20 protein-coding genes and 1 pseudogene are annotated in these 23,788 nt (G+C 60.2%); 8 read left to right on the top strand and 13 right to left on the bottom strand.

Translation table 11 applies throughout. The annotated features are described in order from the left end of the window. Positions 1-276 (top strand): HPr family phosphocarrier protein, encoded by a 276-nt coding sequence (locus tag DFS28_RS14785; RefSeq protein WP_111450408.1) that lies wholly within the window; start codon positions 1-3, stop codon positions 274-276. Positions 277-328: 52 nt separating this feature from the next. On the opposite strand, the pseudogene DFS28_RS14790 reads toward DFS28_RS14785, so the two are convergent. Both DFS28_RS14790 and pmbA read right to left on the bottom strand, forming a co-directional pair. Next, positions 329-514 (bottom strand): annotated as a pseudogene (locus DFS28_RS14790) (ZIP family metal transporter); the annotation flags it as partial. 214 nt (positions 515-728) lie between these two features. Beyond that, a complete protein-coding gene (gene pmbA / locus DFS28_RS14795; RefSeq protein WP_111450409.1) occupies positions 729-2,075 on the bottom strand; it encodes a metalloprotease PmbA in 1,347 nt (448 codons plus the stop codon). A gap of 108 nt (positions 2,076-2,183) precedes the next feature. Between pmbA and yjgA the strand changes: the two genes are divergently transcribed. Further along, the gene (gene yjgA / locus DFS28_RS14800) at positions 2,184-2,708 is read left to right on the top strand and encodes a ribosome biogenesis factor YjgA (RefSeq protein WP_074873785.1); all 525 of its coding nucleotides are present in this window, start codon (positions 2,184-2,186) and stop codon (positions 2,706-2,708) included. A 48-nt stretch (positions 2,709-2,756) separates the two neighbouring features. Here the strand turns inward: yjgA and tldD are convergent, their stop codons facing one another. From tldD to mreB, 8 genes are all read right to left on the bottom strand, one after another. Then, positions 2,757-4,199: a metalloprotease TldD gene (gene tldD, locus DFS28_RS14805; RefSeq protein ID WP_008148876.1), complete on the bottom strand. Its 1,443-nt coding sequence runs from the start codon at positions 4,197-4,199 to the stop codon at positions 2,757-2,759. An 18-nt stretch (positions 4,200-4,217) separates the two neighbouring features. Beyond that, positions 4,218-5,066 carry a carbon-nitrogen hydrolase family protein gene (locus tag DFS28_RS14810; protein WP_111450510.1) on the bottom strand — a complete coding sequence of 283 codons (849 nt, stop codon included), beginning with the start codon at positions 5,064-5,066 and terminating at the stop codon, positions 4,218-4,220. Between the two features lie 78 nt (positions 5,067-5,144). Then, positions 5,145-8,948, bottom strand: a complete 3,804-nt coding sequence (locus DFS28_RS14815; RefSeq protein WP_111450410.1) for a YhdP family protein — start codon at positions 8,946-8,948, stop codon at positions 5,145-5,147. Positions 8,949-9,024: 76 nt separating this feature from the next. Further along, on the bottom strand, positions 9,025-10,482 hold the full coding sequence (rng, locus tag DFS28_RS14820) for a ribonuclease G (protein ID WP_033058026.1): 1,458 nt from the start codon (positions 10,480-10,482) through the stop codon (positions 9,025-9,027). Between the two features lie 57 nt (positions 10,483-10,539). Then, positions 10,540-11,136 (bottom strand): nucleoside triphosphate pyrophosphatase, encoded by a 597-nt coding sequence (locus DFS28_RS14825; RefSeq protein ID WP_111450411.1) that lies wholly within the window; start codon positions 11,134-11,136, stop codon positions 10,540-10,542. 43 nt (positions 11,137-11,179) lie between these two features. After that, positions 11,180-11,671 carry a rod shape-determining protein MreD gene (gene mreD, locus DFS28_RS14830; protein WP_111450412.1) on the bottom strand — a complete coding sequence of 164 codons (492 nt, stop codon included), beginning with the start codon at positions 11,669-11,671 and terminating at the stop codon, positions 11,180-11,182. After that, a complete protein-coding gene (gene mreC / locus DFS28_RS14835; protein WP_111450413.1) occupies positions 11,671-12,828 on the bottom strand; it encodes a rod shape-determining protein MreC in 1,158 nt (385 codons plus the stop codon). Before mreC ends, mreD begins: the two co-directional genes overlap by 1 nt. Positions 12,829-12,970: 142 nt before the next feature. Further along, on the bottom strand, positions 12,971-14,008 hold the full coding sequence (mreB, locus tag DFS28_RS14840) for a rod shape-determining protein MreB (protein WP_002555108.1): 1,038 nt from the start codon (positions 14,006-14,008) through the stop codon (positions 12,971-12,973). Between the two features lie 214 nt (positions 14,009-14,222). On the opposite strand from mreB, the gene gatC reads away from it, so the two are divergent. From gatC to DFS28_RS14870, 6 genes are all read left to right on the top strand, one after another. Then, complete coding sequence (gatC, locus tag DFS28_RS14845; RefSeq protein WP_008026876.1) at positions 14,223-14,510, top strand: Asp-tRNA(Asn)/Glu-tRNA(Gln) amidotransferase subunit GatC; 288 nt, start codon at positions 14,223-14,225, stop codon at positions 14,508-14,510. A 16-nt stretch (positions 14,511-14,526) separates the two neighbouring features. Then, entirely contained in the window at positions 14,527-15,978 is a 1,452-nt protein-coding gene (gene gatA, locus DFS28_RS14850; protein WP_111450414.1) for an Asp-tRNA(Asn)/Glu-tRNA(Gln) amidotransferase subunit GatA, read from the top strand. Positions 15,979-15,988: 10 nt separating this feature from the next. Beyond that, complete coding sequence (gatB, locus tag DFS28_RS14855; RefSeq protein WP_111450415.1) at positions 15,989-17,434, top strand: Asp-tRNA(Asn)/Glu-tRNA(Gln) amidotransferase subunit GatB; 1,446 nt, start codon at positions 15,989-15,991, stop codon at positions 17,432-17,434. Between the two features lie 149 nt (positions 17,435-17,583). Beyond that, entirely contained in the window at positions 17,584-17,958 is a 375-nt protein-coding gene (locus DFS28_RS14860; RefSeq protein ID WP_111450416.1) for a septal ring lytic transglycosylase RlpA family protein, read from the top strand. Between the two features lie 50 nt (positions 17,959-18,008). Next, on the top strand, positions 18,009-19,070 hold the full coding sequence (locus tag DFS28_RS14865) for a calcium/sodium antiporter (RefSeq protein ID WP_111450417.1): 1,062 nt from the start codon (positions 18,009-18,011) through the stop codon (positions 19,068-19,070). Then, positions 19,067-19,447, top strand: coding sequence for a carboxymuconolactone decarboxylase family protein (locus DFS28_RS14870; protein WP_111450418.1), 381 nt, complete (start codon positions 19,067-19,069; stop codon positions 19,445-19,447). The genes DFS28_RS14865 and DFS28_RS14870 overlap by 4 nt, the downstream gene beginning before the upstream one ends. Positions 19,448-19,576: 129 nt before the next feature. Here DFS28_RS14870 and DFS28_RS14875 read toward each other — a convergent pair whose 3' ends face one another. The 3 genes from DFS28_RS14875 to DFS28_RS14885 all read right to left on the bottom strand — a co-directional run bounded on the left by DFS28_RS14875 (position 19,577) and on the right by DFS28_RS14885 (position 23,637). Next, complete coding sequence (locus DFS28_RS14875) at positions 19,577-20,518, bottom strand: AEC family transporter (RefSeq protein ID WP_111450419.1); 942 nt, start codon at positions 20,516-20,518, stop codon at positions 19,577-19,579. A 186-nt stretch (positions 20,519-20,704) separates the two neighbouring features. After that, the gene (garD, locus tag DFS28_RS14880) at positions 20,705-22,258 is read right to left on the bottom strand and encodes a galactarate dehydratase (protein WP_111450420.1); all 1,554 of its coding nucleotides are present in this window, start codon (positions 22,256-22,258) and stop codon (positions 20,705-20,707) included. A gap of 11 nt (positions 22,259-22,269) precedes the next feature. Then, positions 22,270-23,637: an MFS transporter gene (locus DFS28_RS14885; RefSeq protein WP_111450421.1), complete on the bottom strand. Its 1,368-nt coding sequence runs from the start codon at positions 23,635-23,637 to the stop codon at positions 22,270-22,272. Between the last annotated feature and the right edge of the window lie 151 nt (positions 23,638-23,788).

Consider the following 23,788-nt stretch of genomic DNA (forward strand, 5'->3'; position numbering starts at 1 on the left):
ATGCCTGCTCTGGAAATTGAAATCATCAACAAGCTGGGCCTGCATGCCCGCGCTTCTGCAAAATTCGTTGGCGTCGCCGGTGAGTTCAAGGATTGCACGATCAGAGTAGGACGCACGCCGGAATCCACGGTCGACGGAAAAAGCATCATGGCAATGATGATGCTCGCTGCGGGCAAGGGCACCAAAATCTACCTGAGCACCGAAGGCGAACAGGCTGATGAGGCGCTGCAGGCATTGGTGAATTTGATCAATGACTACTTCGGCGAAGGCGAGTAACACTCGCCCTATAGCAGCTGCCGAAGGCTGCTACAAAGTTCGTGTTCAGTCGCTAAGCCAACGCCGTATCCATCACCATCATCAAGCAAAACCCGATCAGCAGCCCAAGACTTGCAAGCTTGTCGTGACCATTGCGGCGCGACTCGGGAATGACTTCATGGGTGACCACCAGCAACATTGCCCCGGCCGCCAGCGCCAACCCCAAGGGCAGCAACAATTCAGCCAGGCTCACCAGCCAGTGCCCATAGCCAGCCCTGGATGGTTTTGGCAGAAGTCTTAAACCAGCGCAGCCTGATAGCGCGTAGCGACTTCAGGCCAATTGATCACGCTGTAGAACGAGCTCAGGGACGCCATCGCCGGCAAGCCGTGCTCCTACAGGGACGGTGCATGGCGCATTAAAAAAGGCGCGCCACCTGATGGGTGACGCGCCTTTTTTGCTTAGCGGTAAGGGATTAGCTACCCGCCACCGTCATCCGCTCGATCAGCACCGAACCTGTGCGAATGTTGCTGCGCAGCTCCAGGTCATTACCGACCGCAACGATCTGTTTGAACATGTCGCGCATGTTGCCGGCGATGGTCACTTCCTGGACCGCAAACTGGATTTCGCCATTCTCGACCCAGTACCCCGCCGCGCCGCGGGAGTAATCGCCAGTGACCATGTTCAGGCCCTGTCCCATCAATTCAGTCACCAGCAGGCCGCGACCCATGCGGCGTAGCAAGGCTGCCTGGTCTTCGTCACCATGGGTGACAAACAGGTTGTGCACACCACCAGCGTTGGCGGTGCTCGGCATCCCGAGCTTACGGCCGGAGTATGTGCCGAGAATGTATGAGACCAACTCGCCTTTTTCGACGAATGGTTTGGCGTAAGTGGCCAGACCATCGCCATCGAACGCCGAACTGCCCAGCGCGCGCATCAGGTGCGGGCGCTCATCGATGGTCAGCCATTCCGGGAACAGTTTCTGCCCCAGCGTGCCCTCAAGGAACGAGGATTTGCGATACAGGCTGCCGCCGGAAATCGCCGAGAGGAAACTGCCGAACAAACCACCGGCCAGTTCCGCGGAAAACAGCACCGGCACTTCGCAGGTCGGCACCGGACGCGCGCCCAGACGGCTCGCCGCCCGTTGCGCGGCACGCTGGCCGATGCTCACCGGGTCGGCCAGCAAGTTGCCCTGGCGGTTCACGTCGTACCAGTAATCGCGCTGCATCTGGCCGTCGGCCTCGGCGATCATCACGCAGCTCAAGCTGTGCCGGGTCGACGCGTAACTGCCGATAAAACCGTGGCTGTTACCGTAGACACGGCAGCCCTGATGGGTGCTGAGGGTGGTGCCATCGGCGTTCTTGATCCGGCTGTCGGTGGCAAACGCCGCCGCTTCACAGGCCAGGGCCTGCTCGATGGCTTGTTCCGGGGTAATGTCCCATTCGTGGAACAGGTCGAAATCCTGCAGATCCTTGGCCATCAGCGCAGCGTCCGCCAGGCCCGAAGCTTCGTCTTCAGACGTGTGCTTGGCGATGGCCAGCGCGGCGGCGACGGTTTCGCGAATCGCCTCCGGACCGCTGGCGGACGTGCTGGCCGAGCCCTTGCGCTGACCAACGTACAAGGTGATGCCGAAACCCTGATCGCGGTTGAATTCGACGGTTTCGACTTCACGCTGACGCACGGAGGTGGAAAGGCCCTGCTCCAGAGACACCGCGACTTCACAGGCACTGGCGCCCTGGCGCTTGGCTTCAGCGATGATCTGCTCGACTTGTTCTTGCAGTGCCGGCAACGCTTGTGGGCCGACGCTTTCAACTGCACTCATGCTGTTCTCCACTCAAATTCTGCTTTCGGCTAGGGCCTTCGAGCGACCGGGCCGGACAAGCGGCCCCCGACTGGTTATCATGGCGGCGTTTCTTTGCGGACGGCCACCATGGTTGATTCTTACGACGACTCCCTCGATACGGGAGAAAAAAGCAAATCCCAGGTTAAACGCGAGCTTCATGCTCTGGTTGACCTCGGCGAGCGCCTTACAACGCTCAAGCCTGACTTGCTGGCAAAACTGCCGTTGACCGACGCTATGCGCCGGGCACTGGCTGATGCGCCCAAGCACACCGCGAATATCGCGCGTAAACGGCACCTTATGTTCATCGGCAAACTGATGCGCGATCAGGACACTGACGCCATTCTGACGCTGCTCGATCAACTCGATGCCTCCACTCGGCAGTACAACGAACGTTTCCATGGCCTGGAACGCTGGCGCGATCGCTTGATCGCGGGCGACGATGCGGTCCTGGAGAAGTTCGTGGTCGACTTCCCGGAGGCTGATCGCCAACAATTGCGCTCCCTGATCCGTCAGGCCCAGCACGAACTGGCGACAAATAAGCCACCGGCATCGAGCCGTAAAATCTTCAAGTACATCCGTGAGCTGGACGAGACTCAACGCGGTTTGCGTTAAATCTCGAATCGGGTGAGTCGCTACGCGGTTCACCCGAAGCTCCATCCCTCAAGATCCTGTGCCACCCACAGTGATCGCATCGATTTTCAGCGTTGGCTGGCCGACACCCACCGGCACCGATTGCCCATCCTTGCCACACGTCCCCACGCCGCTATCCAGTGCCAGATCATTACCGACCATCGACACCTTGCTCATGGCTTCCGGCCCGTTGCCAATCAACGTCGCGCCTTTGACCGGGGCCGTAATCTTGCCGTCTTCGATCAGGTACGCCTCGCTGGTGGAGAACACGAACTTGCCACTGGTGATGTCCACCTGACCGCCGCCGAGGTTGGCGCAGTAGATGCCGCGTTTCACCGAGGCGATGATTTCTGCCGGATCGCTTTCGCCCGCCAGCATGTAGGTGTTGGTCATGCGCGGCATTGGCAGGTGCGCGTAGGATTCGCGACGACCGTTACCGGTACGGGCCACGCCCATCAGACGGGCGTTGAGTTTGTCCTGCATATAGCCTTTGAGTACGCCGTTTTCAATCAGTGTCGTGCACTCGGTCGGGGTGCCTTCATCATCGACGCTCAGGGAACCGCGACGACCGGCCAGCGTGCCATCATCGACGATGGTGCAAAGCTTGGACGCAACCATCTCGCCCATGCGCCCGCTGTAGGCCGAACTGCCCTTGCGGTTGAAGTCGCCTTCCAGACCGTGGCCGACCGCTTCGTGCAGCAGCACGCCGGACCAGCCGGAACCCAATACCACCGGCAACGTACCGGCCGGCGCAGGAATGGCTTCCAGATTCACCAACGCCTGACGCAGCGCTTCACGGGCGTAGCTCATGGCGCGGTCATCGCTGAGGAAATAACGGTAATCGGTACGACCGCCACCGCCATGACCGCCACGCTCACGGCGACCATTCTGCTCGACGATCACGCTGACGTTAAAACGTACCAGCGGCCGTACATCGGCGGCCAGGCCGCCGTCAGTGGAGGCCACGAGGATTCGTTCCCAGACGCCGGCCATGCTCACGGTGACTTGCTGAATACGCGGGTCGAGGGCGCGAGTCGCGACGTCGATACGCTTGAGCAGTTCGACCTTCTCGGCACGGGTCATCACTTCCAACGGGTTGTCCGGCCCGTATAACTGGGCGACATCCTGAGTCGTGAAGGCTTGCACCGTGCCGTTCTGACCGGCACGAGAGATCGAGCGTGCAGCACGGGCCGCGGCGCCGAGGGCTTCAAGGGTAATGGCATTGCTGTAGGCAAAACCGGTTTTCTCACCCGATTGCGCTCGCACGCCGACACCTTGGTCGAGATTGAAGCTGCCTTCCTTGACGATCCCGTCCTCCAGCGCCCAGGACTCGGAAATCTGCCCCTGGAAATACAGGTCGGCGGCATCGATGCCCGGGCCGGCCAGATCGCCGAGCACACCTTGCAGGCTCTCGATTGTTACGCCGCCGGGCGCCAGGAGGTGTTCACTGACTGAGGACAACAACTCGCTCATATGCTTTACGCCTTAAATTCATCGTTCTGAGGCAGGTCGCTGTGCGCCCTGCGAGAAAAAACGCCGGTGACTGGACACTGGCATCCGCGCCCTGATGGACGCCTGTTCGCTGCTATCGCGTTCGGCCAACAGCACGGCCTCGCCTTGATCCTGTTGCGCCAGCACACGTCCCCACGGGTCGATAATCGCGGCATGGCCAAAGGTTTCTCGCGGCCCCGGATGCGTCCCACCCTGGGCAGCCGCGAGCACATAACATTGGGTTTCGATGGCCCGCGCGCGAATCAACACCTCCCAATGCGCCGCACCGGTCACCGCGGTAAAGGCCGACGGCGCGGTAATCAACTCGGCACCGGCAGCGCGTAATTCACTGTACAGCTCCGGGAAGCGCAGGTCGTAACACACCGTCAATCCGACTCGACCGACGGGCGTGTCCGCCACAACGACCCCACTGCCATAAGCATAGTCATCGGATTCGCGATAACGCCCGCGATTGTCCGCCACATCAACGTCGAAGAGGTGCAACTTGTCATACCGTGCAACGGTTTCGCCGTGGTCATCCACCAGCAGCGAGCAGGCATGCACTTTGGCCGTCGGCTGATCCACCGGTGGCAATGGCAACGTGCCGGCCACTATCCATAACTTGAGGTCGCGGGCGGTCTGTTTCAACCATGGCAGGATCGGGCCTTCGCCCAACGCCTCGGCGCGGCCGATGTCGGCGATGTCGCGACGGCCCATGGCGGCGAAGTTTTCTGGAAGCACAGCCAGCTGCGCGCCACCGGCTGCCGCTTGCTCAAGCAGCCGACGGGCCTGGGCCAGATTGACCAGCACATCGCTCTGGCTGACCATTTGAATTACCGCAAAAGACATGGCCTTTTCCTGATCTGGAATCAACATATACAGGGGACTTGCGGCCATGCTACTCCATCGACCTGAGGCGTGGCGTTGTCAAAAAGGTTTGTCGAAGGTGATTTTCGGCTCTTTCCACGGCCCCTTGACGGTGTATTGGACGCTGGCGTAACGCGCCACACGGTCACCGATCAGCTTATCGATCAGGAACAGCGCGCCGCCAATAGCCGGCGCGCCGACGATCAGCGCGGCAATCGGCAGGTTGTTGGTCACAGGCAACGTCACCAGCAACTTGGCATCGATCTGGTCACCCACCAGGTTCAGAGTGCCGTTGAGCTCAACATTGCTCGACGGGCCGGTCATCTGGATCGGCTCCTTGGTCACGTAAACGCCGTTGGTCGCGACCAACAAACCCTTGACTCGGTCATAACTCAGGCCTTTGCCAAACAAGTCAGAGAAGTCCAGACGCAGACGGCGACCGATGGAGTTGAAGTTGAGCAGGCCAAATACCCGCAGGGCCTGGGCGCTGCCCTCGACTTCAACAAACTGGCCTTTATTGAGCGACGCATCAAGGGTGCCGGAGAACCGCTTGCTGGCCAGCCAAGCCGGAGAACCCGGCCAGCGACCATCAACATCCATATGAAAATTTTCACTGGTGACACTCGGCGCAAAGCCCCAGCCCTTCAGTACATCGGCGAGATTCTTGCCGCTGACCCGGCCCTTGTACCAACTGCTGCTGGAACCGGGCACACCTTCCCAACCGCCGCTGCCCTGCAGGAGAATGCCCTTGAGGCCCAGATCCAGCATATTAAGCGCAATGCCCTTGGCGGTCGGACGGACTTTCAGATACCAGGCCCCGACGAGGTCCTTGCCCTGGAACAGCTGATTGATGGTGATATCCAGTGCCGGGATCTTCGTCGGATCCACCGAGGCCAGCGGATCCGGCGAGTTTTCGTCGGCCAGGACCGTCGGGTCTGGCGCCGGCAAACGCACGTATTGCAGATTGATCGCAATCGGAGCGGCTTTCGCATCGGGGATGCTGGCATTGCCCTTGACCTGCTGACTGTCGAGTTGCAAGGCCCACGCGGCAGGTTTGCGGTTCAACTGCACCGACGCCTGATCGAGCGTGGTGCCGACACCGCTGAGTTTGCCGACCTGGAGGTCCGCGCTGCTGAGCAACTGTTTGGCGTTACCGCCCGGATCCTGGCCGGCGTACTTGTCTACCAGGTCCTTCCAGGGGCCGACATCCAGTTCCGACAGCACACCGCGCACCCGCAGGCCTTTGGCGCCGGGTAGCACGGCATTGCCGCCCCCCAGGAACAACTCGCCACGACCGTCGGCAAAGTTACCGGGCGGCGCCGCAAACGTGAAGTTCGCCAGCTCACCGTAGTTGACCCAGTAGCGCCGCTCGGGCCCCTGCAGGGTCATGCGGAACGTGGTGTCGCGGCCAACGTCGGCCGCCATGCCGAACGGTGCCGGCAAATCGATTTCTACACCCTTGAGGTTGGAGCTGACCATCAATTGACTGTCGGCCCCATAAAGGTTCAGTTGCAGCTGATAAGGGATCACACCGGACACTGGCAACTGCTGAGTAACATTCAGCCAGTCAGTCAGTTTCTTGACCTCGACCAGGCCGGAGCCAACGACGCGAGTCTTGAGGTTGCCGGGGCCGCCATCGGCGAAAATCTGTGCGGTAACCGGTTTATCAAAGGCGCGCGCGGTGATGTTTTGCCCGCTCAACCCCTTGGTGCTGTCGAAACGGAAATCGCCCTTGAGTTGAGTCAGCTCCAGCGTGGGCTCGGCCAGTTTCAGACGAGCCTTGGCGGCATTGAAGTCGACGAGGATCGTGGGCTGCTCGCCTTTGACCAATGGAATGTCCAGTTTCAGTTTGCCCCGCAGATCGCCCTCGCCTTCCCAACCGGCAAAGGTGGCTGCGGTGCCGATCGGCGCTTCCTGGAGAATCTTCAAGCCATCGCCCAACCCGCCGGCGAATCCGCCGTCAAGGAACAGATGGACGCTTTGCCCCGCTGGCACATGGGGAATATTGACGTAAATGTCGCTGACTTGGGTATTGAGCAGTTGACCCTTGCTGGCCAGGATCCGTACACCGCTGTCTTCAACAAACACGTCACCGGTGACATTACTGACATGTGGCCAGCCTGGCTGGAAGGCCAGTTCGGCATCGTGAACCTTGAAGAACAGGCTGATGCTGCGCGCAGTCTCGTCGGCCCCATGGTTCAGCGAACCCTGGTACTGGAAGAAGCCTTCGTCCACCGCACCTTTGAGAATCGCCGTACGCAGCCACTCGTCCAGCCCCGGGCTGAGCATTGTCGGCAAGTACTTGGCGGTGTAACGACCGTCGCCGTCCACCAGACCGACCCGCAGGTCCATGTAGTCTTCCTGGGTATGGTCGAAATGCAGGCGGATCAGGAAGTCGCCAGCAATCTTGCCCTCCTCGCCCAGCACCTTCAGGTACGGCGCGATCAAGGTGAAGGCTTCTTTATCGAGTTTCCAGGTCAGCCGGGCATTGGCCTGAATGTACTGCCATGGCTTGGCGAAGATCGGGTCCAGGTGCAGGGAAAAATCCTTGCTGTCCATGCGCAGCTCACCACCGCCCAGATCACCGCTGATGCTGCCACTGACATTTCGCGCCGCCGGAGCGCCGTGATAGGCATCGAAGCCGACCCGATCCAGATTGGCGGCAAAGCTGAACTTGCTGTCGTCGGTGGCATTAGGCCGGAAGTCGATCAGCACATTGCGCAGGCCACCGGTCACTTTGAGTCGCTCGACGGCCGTAGCAATCCCTTCGGGCAGCGGCCCCAAGGCATTCAGTATCGGGGTGATCGGGGTGAGGTCGAGACGGTCGGCTTGCAGATGCCAAAGCTCTTCAGTCTTGTCGGTCGCCGCGTTTTGTTTGAGTTGCAGATGCGATTCCCAGCGGGTCTCGCCAAGGCTCATGGCCAGCGAATCCAGGGTGATCAGGGCGCCTTCGGAACTGCGCTGGAAATAGCCATTGAGCGCCAGATTGTTGATCTGAATCGGCTTGCGCTCGGCGTACGCACCCTTGAGTTGCGGCGCGTTCAAGCGAATCGCAGCACTCTGCAGGTCGCCCTTGTTCCAGTTCACCCACAGCTCGCCGCCGGCCTTGAGCTCGGAAAAATTCCATTGTTGGGTCAGGCGCTCAGGCAACCATTTCGACCAGTCGCTTTGCGGCAGGCTCAAATAAGCTTCAGCCTCGCCGTCTTTCCATTCGCTGGCACGCAGGCGGGTACGCAGACTGAGGGCCACCGGTTGTCCATCGGGCAGGGTCAAACGGGCGTCGAGTCGCTGACGGGAGGCCCCGGTTTTCAGATTCAAGCCGACGTAAGTCAGGGTCAGCGGCTGCTCTTGCAGCGGCTGCAAAGTGACTTGGCTATCGAGTACCGACAGTTGCTGAACCATCTGCATGCGATTGAGCAATTGCTCAGGATCCAGCGGCTGATCCTGCTGCACCGGCAAACCTTCCAGCGCCCAATGACCGTCCTCGCTTTCCTTGAGGCTGATCTTCAGGCCGCTGAGTTCCAGGTGAGCGATACGCACTTCGCGCGCCATCAGACTGGCCCAAAGATCCGGCACCGCGCGCACCTGATCCAGACGCAAGGCATTGGCGCCCTCGCCAACCATCACGTCGTGAGCCAGCATGATCGGAGCAAAACCGCTCCAGTTACCTTCCAGTTCACCGATACTCAGCGGCATACCCAAGGCAGCGCTGGCTTTGGCTTCGACTTCGGCACGGTACTCGGCCACCAGCGGGGTCAGCTCTCGGCCGAGGCTGACGTATAACGCCAACAACACCAACACCAACGCACACAGCCCCAGCCCCCAGCGGGTCAGTGCGGCCAAAATGCGTGTCAGACGTTCCATGTCAGTTGGCTCCCATGGCAAAAATACTGCAAAAAGCTGAGGCCAGCCGTTCTAACAGGGTTTGAAACATACCGATTCAGAGCAGCACCACGTCGTATTGTTCCTGGGAATACATGGTTTCCACCTGGAATCGGATGGTGCGTCCGATAAAACCTTCGAGCTCGGCGACATTGCCCGACTCTTCATCGAGCAAACGGTCGACCACTTTCTGGTTGGCCAATACACGATAGCCTTCGGCCTGATAGGCGCGAGCTTCTCGGAGGATTTCGCGGAAAATCTCGTAGCAAACGGTTTCCGGTGTCTTGAGCTTGCCGCGGCCCTGACAGCTACTGCACGGTTCGCACAGTACTTGTTCAAGACTTTCGCGGGTGCGCTTGCGAGTCATCTGCACCAGGCCCAATTCGGTGATGCCGATGATATTGGTCTTGGCGTGATCGCGCTCCAGTTGCTTCTCGAGCGTGCGCAGCACCTGACGCTGGTGCTCTTCATCTTCCATGTCGATGAAGTCGATGATGATGATCCCGCCCAGGTTGCGCAGGCGCAGCTGGCGAGCAATGGCGGTCGCGGCTTCGAGGTTGGTCTTGAAAATGGTTTCTTCGAGGTTGCGATGACCGACAAACGCCCCGGTGTTGACGTCGATAGTGCTCATGGCTTCCGCCGGATCGACCACCAGGTAACCGCCGGATTTCAGCGGGACTTTGCGTTCCAGGGCTTTCTGGATTTCGTCTTCGACGCCGTACAGGTCGAAGATCGGCCGCTCGCCCGGGTAATGCTCAAGACGATCGGCGATTTCTGGCATCAGCTCGGCGACGAACTGCGTGGTTTTCTGGAAGGTTTCCCGGGAGTCGATCCGGATCTTCTCGATCTTCGGGCTCACCAGGTCCCGCAAGGTTCGCAGTGCCAGGCCAAGGTCTTCGTAGATCACACTCGGCGCGCTGATGGTTTTGATCTGCTCGTTGATCTGATCCCAGAGACGACGCAGGTAGCGAATGTCCATGAGGATTTCATCGGCACCGGCACCTTCGGCAGCGGTACGCAGGATGAAGCCACCCGCCTCTTGAATGCCTTCTTTGGCCACGCAATCAGTGACCACTTGTTTGAGACGTTCGCGCTCGGCTTCGTCTTCGATCTTCAACGAAATGCCAACGTGTGCGGTGCGCGGCATGTACACCAGATAACGCGATGGAATCGACAACTGAGTCGTCAGCCGTGCGCCTTTTGAGCCGATCGGGTCCTTGGTGACTTGCACCACCAGGCTCTGACCTTCGTGAACCAGCGCGCTGATGCTCTCGACCGCAGGGCCTTCGCGCAGGGAGATTTCCGAGGCATGAATGAACGCGGCGCGGTCCAGGCCGATGTCGACGAAGGCCGCCTGCATGCCGGGCAATACCCGCACGACCTTGCCTTTATAGATGTTGCCGACGATCCCGCGCTTTTGCGTGCGCTCGACGTGGACCTCTTGCAGAACACCGTTTTCAACCACCGCCACGCGCGATTCCATCGGCGTGATGTTGATCAGGATCTCTTCACTCATGGCAGGGTCTCGTTCAGGCATGTTCACGATAATGGCCGCATCTTGTCAGTACGACGCTCAACGCGCGTTAAGGGTTTGCCAACAGGGTATGCCGAAATGGCCGAGCAGCTCAGCGGTTTCGCACAGCGGTAACCCGACCACCGCCGAGTAACTGCCATTGAGTCCGGCGACAAACACCGCGCCGAGCCCTTGAATGCCATAGCCGCCGGCCTTGTCCTGCGGCTCGCCGCTGGCCCAGTAGGCCACCGCTTCGTCGCGACTGATGTTGCGAAAGCGCACCAGACTGCGCACCACCCGAGACTCGCAACGCTCACCGTCTCGCACCGCAATCGCCGTCAGGACTTCATGTTCACACCCGGACAACTTCATAAGCATGGCGCACGCCTCGGCTTCGTCCACCGGCTTGCCGAGAATTTTCCCGTCCAGCACCACGGCGGTATCGGCGCCCAGTACGCAAAAATCTTCGTCGGACACGACGGACCCGCGCCCGGCCTCGGCTTTGCCGCGCGCCAGGCGTTCGACATAGGCCGACGGGGATTCATTGTTTAAAGGGGTTTCATCGATGTCCGCGCTGATGGCGGTGAACGGCACGCCGATCTGCGTGAGCAGTTCACGCCGACGTGGCGAGCCTGAGGCGAGGTACAGCTGTTTCATCAAGACATCTCCCTGTCGAGGTGCGGGCAAATGCCTGACCGAATTAATTGATTTTGTAGCGTCGACGCAAACCGCGCAAACCGTAGCTGATCCATGGCCAGAGCAATGCGCTGACCAGTGCCGGCAAGACCAGCGCCAGTGTCGGCTGACGATTGCCGGTCAGGGCGCTGAGCCATAGTTGAACAAGCTGCGCGAGGCCGAAAATCACCAGGATCACCAGGCTCTGTTGCCACATCGGAAACATGCGCAGACGCTGTTGCAGCGCCAGCACCAGGTACGTGATCAGCGTCAGGATCAATGCGTTCTGCCCCAGCAGCGTGCCGTAGAGCACGTCTTCGGCCAGGCCCAGGCACCACGCGGTGACCATCCCGACTTGCTGCGGCATGGCTAACGCCCAGAATGCCAGCAGCAAGGCCAGCCACAGTGGACGCAGGATTTCCATGAATTGTGGCAGCGGCGAAACGCTGAGCAGCATGCCTATGGCGAATGTCAGCCAGACCATCCAGCCGTTTCGGGAGGCAGTAGCACCAACCATTATTCTCGTCCCCCAGTGGTAGCCGGCGCAGAGACAGGCGGCTTGGCAGCAGGCTTCACGGCAGCAGGTTGCGTGGCCGGCGGTTTAGCGGCAGCAGGTTGCGCCGCGGGCGGCTTGCTGGCGGCAGGTTTCGCAGCAGCAGGATGAGTTACCGCAGGCTTGGGCGGGGTTGTGGCAGCAGGGGCAACCGTCGGTGCAGCCGGAGTCACGGGTGCAGCAACAGCAGCCGGGACGATCCCTGTTTTCGGTACTGTCGCTGGAATGATGGGGCCACCACCGTGCTGGTCCAAGGCTTCTTGAGCCTGGGCAGCTTCGTTGGCGCGCTCTTCGGCTGTGCGGCCGTCGGTGAACACCAGCAACAGGTAACGGCTGCGGTTCAAGGCGGCGGTCGGCACGGCGCGCACAATCGCGAACGGCTGACCGGAATCGTGAATCACTTCCTTGACCGTCGCTACCGGGTAACCCGCCGGGAACCGCTGCCCCAGACCCGAGCTGACCAGCAGATCGCCTTCCTTGATATCGGCGGTATCGGCTACGTGACGCAGCTCCAGGCGTTCCGGGTTGCCGGTGCCGCTGGCAATCGCCCGCAGCCCGTTGCGGTTCACCTGCACCGGAATGCTGTGAGTGGTGTCGGTCAACAACAGCACACGAGAGGTATACGGCATCAACTCGACCACCTGGCCCATCAAGCCACGGGCATCGAGCACCGGCTGACCGAGGATCACACCGTCGCGCTCGCCTTTATTGATGATGATGCGGTGGGTGAAGGGATTGGGGTCCATGCCTATCAGCTCGGCCACTTCGACTTTCTCATTGACCAGCGCCGAGGAGTTGAGCAACTCGCGCAGCCGAACGTTCTGCTCGGTGAGGGCGGCAAGCTTTTGCATGCGACCCTGCAGCAGCAGGTTTTCGGTTTTGAGTTTTTCGTTTTCGGCGACGAGCTCGGTACGGCTGCCAAATTGGCTGGCCACACCCTGCCATAGCCGCTGCGGCAGGTCGGTGATCCAGTAAGACTGCATCAGCACCAGCGACATTTGGCTACGCACTGGCTTGAGCAGTGTGAAGCGGGCATCGACCACCATCAGCGCGACCGATAGCACGACCAGCACCAACAAGCGCACGCCCAGTGAAGGCCCTTTGGTGAAAAGCGGTTTAATAAGCCGCTCCTCCCAGGCAAATGTTCTCTTTATTCATACGGCATCAAACCGGCCTGGATGCAGACTGACAGAAGATAAACGCCAACAGGCAGCACTGCAAAGTGCTGCCTGCGCGCCAACAGCATAGATGCGTCGGGCGAGATCACTCGCTCGACAGCAGGTCCATGGTGTGTTTATCCATCATTTCCAACGCACGGCCACCGCCGCGAGCAACGCAGGTCAGCGGGTCTTCGGCAACGATTACCGGCAGACCGGTTTCCTGGGCCAGCAACTTGTCGAGGTCACGCAGCAAGGCGCCACCACCGGTCAGTACCAGGCCACGCTCGGCGATGTCGGAAGCCAGTTCCGGAGGCGATTGCTCCAGTGCACTTTTCACAGCCTGAACGATGGTGGCCAGGGACTCTTGCAGAGCTTCCAGCACTTCATTGGAGTTCAGGGTGAATGCGCGTGGAACGCCTTCGGCCAGGTTACGGCCACGAACGTCGACTTCGCGCACTTCGCCGCCCGGGTAGGCAGTACCGATTTCCTGCTTGATGCGCTCGGCAGTGGATTCGCCGATCAGGCTGCCGTAGTTGCGACGCACGTAAGTGATGATCGCTTCGTCGAAGCGGTCGCCGCCAACCCGTACGGATTCAGCGTAAACCACACCGTTCAGGGAGATCAGCGCGATTTCAGTGGTACCACCACCGATATCGACAACCATCGAGCCGCGAGCTTCTTCAACCGGCAGGCCGGCACCGATCGCAGCCGCCATTGGCTCTTCGATCAGGAACACTTCACGGGCACCGGCACCGAGGGCCGACTCACGGATGGCACGACGCTCAACCTGGGTGGATTTGCACGGAACGCAGATCAACACACGAGGGCTAGGCTGCAGGAAGCTGTTTTCGTGAACCTTGTTGATAAAGTATTGCAGCATCTTTTCGCAAACGCTGAAGTCGGCGATCACGCCATCCTTCATCGGACGAATGGCAGCAATGTTGCCCGGCGTACGACCGAGCATGCGCTTGGCCTCGGTGCCGACAGCAACGACACTTTTCTGGTTACCGTGTGTCCGAATAGCCACAACCGAGGGCTCATTCAGGACGATACCGCGCTCGCGCACGTAAATAAGGGTGTTGGCAGTGCCCAGGTCAATGGAGAGATCGCTGGAAAACATGCCACGCAGTTTCTTGAACATGGGGAAAGGACCCTAGGCAACGCGTGGGTAAAAAAGTGCGGCAAACTCTAACAACGACAGGGATTTTGGGCAAGGCGCCAATATGTTAAATTGGCCGCTTTTCTGTGCACCAACCCCCACAATCGCGGCCTTATGACCGTAGAAATGCGGTAGTGTTCCGACAATCTAACACACGGATAGCATCCGTTCTGTTTTCCTTCCACTGGAGAATCCCATGACGCTTGAACGCTCCGACGTGGAAAAAATCGCTCATCTGGCCTGTCTGGGCCTTAATGATGCCGATCTTCCACACATCACTTCGGCCCTGAACAGCATTCTGGGGCTGGTCGACGAAATGCAGGCGGTCAATACCGACGGTATCGAGCCGCTCGCCCACCCACTGGAAGCCAGCCAGCGCCTGCGCGCAGACGTCGTGACCGAGACCAATCATCGCGAGGCCTATCAGTCCATCGCACCAGCGGTCGAAAACGGCCTGTACCTGGTTCCGAAAGTCATCGACTAAAGGGAAAGAGCCTGCAATGCATCAATTGACTCTGGCCGAGATCGCCCGCGGTCTCGCCGATAAAAAGTTTTCTTCCGAAGAGCTGACCAAAACCCTGCTGGCGCGTATCGCCCAGCTCGATCCGCAGCTCAACAGTTTCATCAGCCTCACCGAAGACCTGGCGCTCCAGCAGGCGAAAGCCGCTGACGCACGCCGGGCCAATGGTGAGAGCGGCGCCCTGCTCGGTGCGCCGATCGCCCATAAAGACCTGTTCTGCACCCAGGGCATCCGCACCAGCTGCGGCTCGAAGATGCTCGACAACTTCAAAGCACCGTACGACGCCACCGTGGTCGCCAAACTGGCTGCTGCCGGGGCCGTGACCCTGGGCAAGACCAACATGGACGAATTCGCCATGGGGTCGGCCAACGAGTCGAGCTACTACGGCGCAGTGAAAAACCCGTGGAACCTGGAATACGTGCCCGGCGGCTCGTCTGGTGGTTCGGCTGCTGCGGTTGCCGCTCGTCTGTTGCCAGCGGCAACGGGCACCGACACCGGCGGTTCGATTCGTCAGCCCGCCGCGCTGACCAACCTGACCGGCCTGAAACCGACGTACGGTCGCGTTTCGCGCTGGGGCATGATCGCCTACGCATCCAGTCTCGATCAGGGCGGACCATTGGCGCGCACTGCCGAAGACTGCGCGATCCTGCTGCAAGGCATGGCCGGTTTCGACCCGCAAGACTCCACCAGCATCGACGAGCCCGTGCCGGATTACAGCGCCGGCCTCAACGGTTCGCTGCAAGGCCTGCGCATCGGCGTTCCTAAAGAATATTTCAGCGCCGGTCTCGACCCGCGCATTGCCGAGCTGATCCACAACAGCGTCAAAGAGCTGGAAAAGCTCGGGGCCGTGGTCAAGGAAATCAGCCTGCCGAACATGCAGCACGCGATCCCTGCGTACTACGTGATCGCCCCGGCAGAGGCGTCTTCCAACCTGTCGCGTTTCGATGGCGTACGTTTCGGCTATCGCTGCGAAGACCCGAAAAACCTGATCGACCTGTACAAGCGTTCCCGTGGCGAAGGTTTCGGCCCGGAAGTGCAGCGCCGGATCATGGTCGGTGCCTACGCGCTGTCGGCCGGTTACTACGACGCCTACTACCTGAAGGCGCAGAAAATTCGTCGCCTGATCAAGAACGACTTCATGGCAGCCTTTAATGAGGTCGACATCATCCTCGGCCCAACCACGCCAAACCCGGCCTGGAAGCTTGGCGCCAAGAGCAGCGACCCGGTCGCTGCGTACCTGGAAGACGTCTACACCATCACCGCCAACCTCGCCGGTCTGCCGGGCTTGTCCATGCCAGCCGGTTTTGTCGATGGTCTGCCGGTCGGCGTGCAATTGCTCGCCCCGTATTTCCAGGAAGGCCGTTTGCTCAACGTTGCGCACCAGTATCAGTTGAACACTGACTGGCACACCCGCACCCCAACCGGCTTCTGAGGAGAAACACATGCAATGGGAAGTCGTGATCGGGCTGGAGATTCATACCCAGCTCACCACCCGGTCGAAAATCTTTTCCGGTAGTTCCACCACATTCGGTTCCGAGCCGAACACCCAGGCCAGCCTGGTTGACCTCGGTATGCCTGGCGTATTGCCGGTGCTGAACCAGGAAGCGGTACGCATGGCGGTAATGTTCGGTCTGGCGATTGATGCCGAGATCGGCCAGCACAACGTGTTCGCCCGTAAAAACTATTTCTACCCGGACCTGCCCAAGGGCTACCAGATCAGCCAGATGGAATTGCCGATCGTTGGCAAAGGCCACCTGGACATCGCGCTGGAAGACGGCACGGTCAAGCGCGTCGGCATCACCCGCGCGCACCTGGAAGAAGACGCCGGTAAAAGCCTGCACGAAGAATTCAGCGGCGCCACCGGCATCGACCTGAACCGTGCCGGCACGCCGCTGCTGGAAATCGTGTCCGAGCCGGACATGCGCAGCGCCAAGGAAGCCGTGGCTTACGTCAAGGCTGTCCACGCGCTGGTGCGTTACCTCGGCATCTGCGACGGCAACATGGCCGAAGGCTCGCTGCGTTGCGACTGCAACGTGTCGATCCGTCCGAAAGGCCAGGTTGAATTCGGTACGCGCTGCGAGATTAAGAACGTCAACTCGTTCCGTTTCATCGAGAAGGCGATCAACACCGAAGTGCAACGTCAGATCGAGCTGATCGAAGACGGCGGCAGGGTGATCCAGCAGACCCGTCTGTACGATCCGAACAAGGACGAAACCCGTCCGATGCGCAGCAAAGAGGAAGCCAACGACTACCGTTACTTCCCCGATCCGGACCTGCTGCCGGTGGTCATCGAAGACTCGTTCCTCGACGACGTGCGCGCCACCCTGCCGGAATTGCCACCGCAGAAACGCGAGCGCTTCCAGGCGCAGTTCGGTCTGTCGGTCTACGACGCCAGCGTCCTGGCCACCAGCCGCGAGCAAGCCGATTACTTCGAGAAAGTCGTGAGCATTGGCGGCGACGCCAAGCTGGCGGCCAACTGGGTGATGGTTGAATTGGGCAGCCTGTTGAACAAACAGGGCCTGGACATCGATCAGTCGCCGGTCTCGGCCGAACAACTGGGCGGCATGCTGCTGCGCATCACCGACAACACCATCTCCGGCAAAATCGCCAAAGTGGTGTTTGAAGCCATGGCCAACGGCGAAGGCAGCGCGGACGAGATCATCGACAAGCGCGGCCTGAAGCAAGTGACCGACACCGGTGCGATCTCGGCAGTGTTGGACGAAATGCTCGCGGCCAACGCCGAACAGGTTGAACAGTACCGCGCGGCAGACGAAGCCAAACGCGGCAAGATGTTCGGCTTCTTCGTCGGACAGGCCATGAAAGCCTCCAAAGGCAAGGCCAACCCGCAACAGGTTAACGAACTGCTGAAAAGCAAGCTCGAAGGCTGATGAGCATGGAGCCAGCACTGAAAACTGGCTCTACCCCCTGTGGGAGCGGGCTTGCTCGCGAAAGCGGTGTATCAGTCAACATTGATGTTGGATGTGATGCCCCCTTCGCGAGCAAGCCCGCTCCCACATTTGTATGTGGAAACCTTCGAATGAAACGCGTCCTCAGTGCCTGCGCCCTGCTCTCCCTGCTGGCCGGTTGCGCCAGCAACGATGTCATCGATCCGCACGGCTATGACAAAACCGGCGTTGCCTCGTATTACGGCGCCAAACACCAAGGTAAACGCACCGCCAGTGGCGAGCGTTTCAACAAGAATTCCCTGACCGCCGCCCATCGCCAGTTGCCCTTTGGCACGCGGGTGAAGGTCACCAATCTGAACAACGACAAGTCCTGTGTGGTTCGCATCAACGATCGCGGGCCACATACCCGTGGGCGCCTGATCGATGTTTCACATGAGGCCGCCGAACAACTGGGTATGCTCAGAAGCGGCACTGCACGGGTTCGCGTGCAAGCCCTCGACGACTGACCGATGGAGCGCCGACCATTTTCGGACTTGCCGATTTACCCCTGATCAGCGTGATTGAATTGCTCAGCGGCTTGCTGTTGCTGATCGCCGGCGCCGAGCTGATGGTGCGCGCCGCCGTGCGCCTCGCCGCACGCTTGCATGTACGACCGCTGATTATCGGCCTGACCATCGTCGCCCTCGGCAGCAGCGCACCGCAGATGGCGGTCAGCCTGCAAGCCACCCTGACGCAGAACGCCGACATCGCCGTCGGCAGCGTGATCGGCAGTGGCATCTTCAACATCCTCGTCACCCTCGGGCTTTCGGCGCTGATCATCCCGCTGCGGGTTTCACGGCAATTGGTGCGTCTGGATATCCCGCTGATGATCGGCGCCAGTCTGTTGGTGTTCGTATTGGCGTGGAACGAAGAACTGACCCGCACCGATGGCGTGATGCTGCTGGCGGCGCTGGCGCTGTATCTGGGCCTGCTGCTGCGCCAGTCGCGGCACTCGACCCGCCCGCAATCGACGACCCACGAAGTCCCGCAAGCACCATGGATCAGCAGCCTGTTGATGATCGTCGTGGGTTTGGCGATGCTGGTCTATGCCGGGCACTTGCTGTTGGGCGCGGCGGTTTCGGTCGCAACCGATCTGGGTTTGTCGGAACGGATCATCGGCTTGACCATCGTCGCTGTCGGCACGTCCCTGCCGGAACTGGCCACCTCGTTGATCGCCGCGTTGCGCGGTCAGCGCGACATCGCCGTGGGCAACGTGATCGGCAGCAACCTGTTCAACCTCTTGGGCGTGCTGGGCTTCACCGCGTTGGTCGCGCCGTCGCCGCTGTCGGTGTCGCCCAACGCCCTGGATTTCGACTTGCCGGTGATGCTCGGCGTCGCGGTGCTGTGCCTGCCGGTGTTCTATTCCGGTTACCGGGTGACCCGCGCCGAAGGTCTGCTGTTTTTGGGTTTGTATCTGGCTTACGGTCTGCACGTGGTGTCATTCACCACCGGCATGCCGCTGGCCGACAAGCTTGAACACCTGATGCTGTTTTTTGTCCTGCCGGCGCTGATGGCGTTTTTGCTGCTCACGTCGCTGCGCGCCTGGCGTCGCCAACACCACAATAAGGAATTGCCATGACCGATGATAAAAAGCCTGGGGTTGAAGTCCGCCGCCAAGTAATGGGCGACGCCTTCGTCGACCGCGCGCTGAGCAATGCCACCGAGTTCACTCAACCGCTGCAGGATTTCGTCAACGAGCACGCCTGGGGCGGCGTCTGGAACCGCGAAGGTTTGCCGTTGAAAACCCGCAGCCTGATCACCCTCGCCGCGCTGACCGCGTTGAAGTGCCCGCAGGAATTGAAAGGCCACGTACGTGGTGCGCTGAACAATGGCTGCACCGTGGAAGAGATTCGTGAAGCGCTGCTGCATTGCGCGGTGTATGCCGGTGTGCCGGCGGCAATCGATGCGTTTCGGGCGGCGCAGGAAGTGATTGATACTTATCAGAAGCCCGAGTAACAGCCTGGCTTTGGCAGTGACAGTGAGATTGCTTTCGCGAGCAAGCCCGCTCCCACAGGGGAATGCATTCCAAATGTGGGAGCGGGCTTGCTCGCGAAGAGGCCCTATAAACCACCGCAAAACCCGAGGCTAAATCCACCCGCCCCACTGCAACAGGAAGATCCCGATGTTGGTGGTGACCGCCGCCATCAGCGTGGTGATCACGATGATCGCCGCCGCCAGTTCATGATTGCCATTGGCCTGACGGGCCATGACAAAACTGGCCGCGGCGGTCGGGCTGCCGAAGTACAGAAACAAAATCCCCAACTCCGGACCACGAAAGCCCCAGAGCCACGCCCCCAGCGTCGCCAGAACCGGCAGGCCAATCATCTTCACCAGGCTTGAGCTCAGCGCCATGTTGCCGCTTTTACGCAGCGCTGCCAGCGACAGCGTGCCGCCGATGCAGATCAACGCCAACGGCAAGGTGGTTTGCGCCAGGTATTGGCCGGAGGTCTCCAGCCATCCCGGCAAGCTGATCTTGAAGTAGGCAAACGGCGCCGCGGCAAACACGCTGATGATCAGCGGATTGGCCATCACGCTTTTGCAGATGCTCCAAGGGTCGGACTTGATTACCGGGCTGTACACCGCCAGCACAATGGTCGAGAGCGTGTTGTAAAACAGGATCACCAACGCCGCGAGAATCGCTCCGAGGGAAATCCCGTAGTCGCCGTACATGCTCGCCGCCAGTGCGAGGCCAATCACCCCGTTATTGCCGCGAAAGGCGCCCTGAGTGTAAATCCCCCGGTCCTCCCGCGGGCACTTCCAGATCGCCCAGCCCCAGGCGATGGCGAAACACACCAGAGTGGCGAGCGAGAAGTAGATCAGCAGCGCCGGTTGCAATGCGGCGTGCAGGTCGGCATGCAGGATGCCCAGAAACAGCAACGCCGGCATGGTGACGTTAAACACCAGGGCCGACGCAGTGTGAATGAAGTTGTCGTTGATCCAGTCAATGCGCTTGAGCAGCACCCCCAGAAACAGCATGGCAAACACCGGCGCGGTGATGTTCAGGGTTTCGAGGAAGATAGCCAGCATGCCGGGGATAACCTTGGGTGAGCGTCGTTAGGGGGCTAATGATAAGCCACCAAGTCCCCCGGCGTCTGGTAGACCGTCTTCGCGAGCAAGCCCGCTCCCACAGGGGATCTTCTTTGTTGCACAAATTGCGTGAACACTGACGATCACTGTGGGAGCGGGCTTGCTCGCGAAACAGGCGACGCGGTCTCAGGTGATGGGTGCAGGGTTGAACAAGGTGATGTCGTTATGCAGCTTGTGCTTCTCGGCCCAGGTTTGCTTCTTGCCGCTGGCCACATCCAGGTAGTAGTAGAACAACTCCCAGCCAAGGTCCTCAATCGAGGCCCGCCCGGTCGCAATCCGCCCGGCATCGATGTCGATCAGATCTGGCCAACGCTGCGCCAGCTCGGTCCGCGTAGACACCTTCACCACCGGCGCCATCGCCAAACCATATGGCGTGCCACGCCCGGTAGTGAACACGTGCAGGTTCATCCCCGCCGCCAATTGCAACGTCCCGCAGACAAAGTCACTGGCCGGGGTCGCACAGAAGATCAGGCCTTTGCGCTTGAAGCGCTCGCCTGGGCCCAGCACCCCGTTGATCGCGCTGCTGCCGGATTTGACGATCGAGCCCAACGACTTCTCGACAATGTTCGACAACCCGCCCTTCTTGTTGCCCGGCGTGGTATTGGCGCTGCGATCCGCTTCGCCCTTGGCCAGGTAACGGTCGTACCAGTCCATTTCACGCACCAGTTCCTGAGCGACTTCCTCGGTTTCTGCACGGGAAGTCAGCAGGTAAATTGCGTCGCGCACTTCGGTGACTTCGGAAAACATCACCGTCGCACCCGCGCGCAATAACAGGTCCGAGGCATAACCCAGCGCCGGGTTGGCGGTGATCCCGGAAAACGCATCGCTGCCGCCGCACTGCATGCCCAGAATCAGCTCGGACGCCGGCACGGTTTCTCGGCGACGTTGATCGAGCTTCTTCAAACGGGTCTCGGCCAGCGCCATGATCTGCTCGATCATCTCGGTGAAACCGTGACTCGAATCCTGCAAGCGGTACAACCACGGATCGCTCAAATCCACCGAGCTGTCGTTCTCGTACATCACCTGCCCGGCCTGCAGTTTCTCGCAGCCCAGGCTGACCACCAACGCTTCGCCACCCAGGTTCGGGTTACGCGCCAGGTTGCGCACGGTGCGAATCGGGATGTACGCGTCAGTCGCGGTAATCGCTACACCACAGCCGTAGCTGTGAGTCAGCGCGACCACGTCATCGACGTGCGGATACTTGGGCAGCAACTCGTCCTTGATGCGTTTGACCGCATGGTCCAGCACGCCAGTGACGCACTGAACCGTCGTGGTAATCCCGAGAATATTGCGCGTGCCGACGGTGCCGTCGGCGTTGCGATAACCCTCGAACGTAAAGCCTTCCAGCGGTGCCTGCGCCGCCGGCACTTCGGTGGACAGCGGCAAGCTGTCCAGCGGTGGCGCGGTGGGCATGCGCAGTTGATCTTCCTTGACCCAACTGCCGCGCGGAATCGGCTGCAACGCATAGCCGATGGTCTGCCCGTAACGAATCACCTGGCCACCCACGGGAATGTCTTCCAGGGTGACCTTGTGGCTCTGTGGCACGAAATCCACGGTGACCAGGCCGTCCGGAAATTCGGTACCGGCCGGTACGCCTTGGTCATTGACCACGATCACTACGTTGTCTCGCTCGTGCAGGCGGATGTAGCGCGGAGAGTCGGAATGTTCAATCAACTGCATGACGCCGCTCCTCAGGAATGCGCTTGAGACAATTTGTTATTGGCTTCAGGACCGCTGACGGGCGGCTCCTTGAGTACCACACGTTTGATCGGACCGACGATTACCAGGTAGCTGAACACCGCGACCAGGGCGTTGCAACCGACAAACACCAGCGCCCATTTGAACGAACCGGTGGAGCTGATGATGTAGCCGATGACGATCGGGGTGGTGATCGAGGCGATGTTGCCGAACATGTTGAACAGGCCGCCACTCAAACCGGCGATCTGTTTTGGCGAGGTGTCGGACACCACGGCCCAACCCAATGCGCCGACGCCTTTGCCAAAGAACGCCAAGGCCATGAAACCAACCACCATCCATTCGATGTCCACGTAGTTACACGCGACGATGCTGCTGGAGACCAGCAAGCCAGCAATGATGGGGGCCTTGCGGGCGAAGGTCAGCGAGTGGCCTTTGCGCAGCAGGTAGTCGGAAATCACCCCGCCGAGCACACCACCGATGAAGCCGCAGATCGCCGGCAACGAGGCGATGAAACCGGCTTTGAGGATGGTCATGCCGCGTTCTTGCACCAGGTACACCGGGAACCAGGTCAGGAAGAAGTAGGTGATGCCGTTGATGCAGTATTGGCCCAGGTACACGCCGAGCATCATGCGGTTGGTCAGCAACTGGCGGATGTAGTCCCACTTTGGACCGTCGACTTTTTTGCCTTTGCCCTTGTCCTGGTCCATGTCGACCATACCGCCGTTGTCGGCGATGTGCTTGAACTCGGCGTCGTTGATCATCGGATGCTGACGCGGGCTGTGGATAACCTTCAGCCAGATCCCCGAGAAGATGATGCCGATCACGCCCATGACGATAAACACGTGCTGCCAGCCGAAGCTGTAGACGATCCAACCCATCAGCGGCGCAAACAGTACCGTGGCGAAGTATTGCGCCGAGTTGAAGATCGCCGAGGCGGTGCCGCGTTCAGCCGTCGGGAACCAGGCGGCTACGATGCGCGCGTTACCGGGGAAGGATGGCGCTTCGGCCAGGCCCACCAGGAAGCGCAGCATGAACAGCGCAACCACCGCCGTGGACATGCCGAACTCACCGACATAGCCCTGCAGCACGGTGAACAGCGACCAGGTGAAGATGCTGAGCGCATACACTTTTTTCGAGCCGAAACGGTCCAGCAGCCAGCCGCCGGGAATTTGCCCGGCCACGTAGGCCCAACCGAATGCGGAGAAGATATAACCGAGAGTGACCGCGTCGATGCCGAGGTCTTTTTGCAGGCTGGAGCCCGCGATGGCGATGGTAGCCCGGTCGGCGTAGTTGATCGTGGTCACCAGAAAAAGCATGAGCAAAATCAAATAGCGGACGTGGGTCGGCTTGGTCGCTTGCATGTAGATGTACTCCCACTGATTATTTTTATGCGGGTAATAACGGTGTTGTTTTTGTGGGAGCTGGCCTGCCGGCGATGCGGGCACCTCGGTATGTCAGTCATACCGCGGTGATGCCATCGCTGCGATGCGGCGACCCGACAGGCCAGCTCCC

The organism is Pseudomonas sp. 478 (genome assembly GCF_003254125.1).
Classification (GTDB): Bacteria; Pseudomonadota; Gammaproteobacteria; order Pseudomonadales; family Pseudomonadaceae; genus Aquipseudomonas.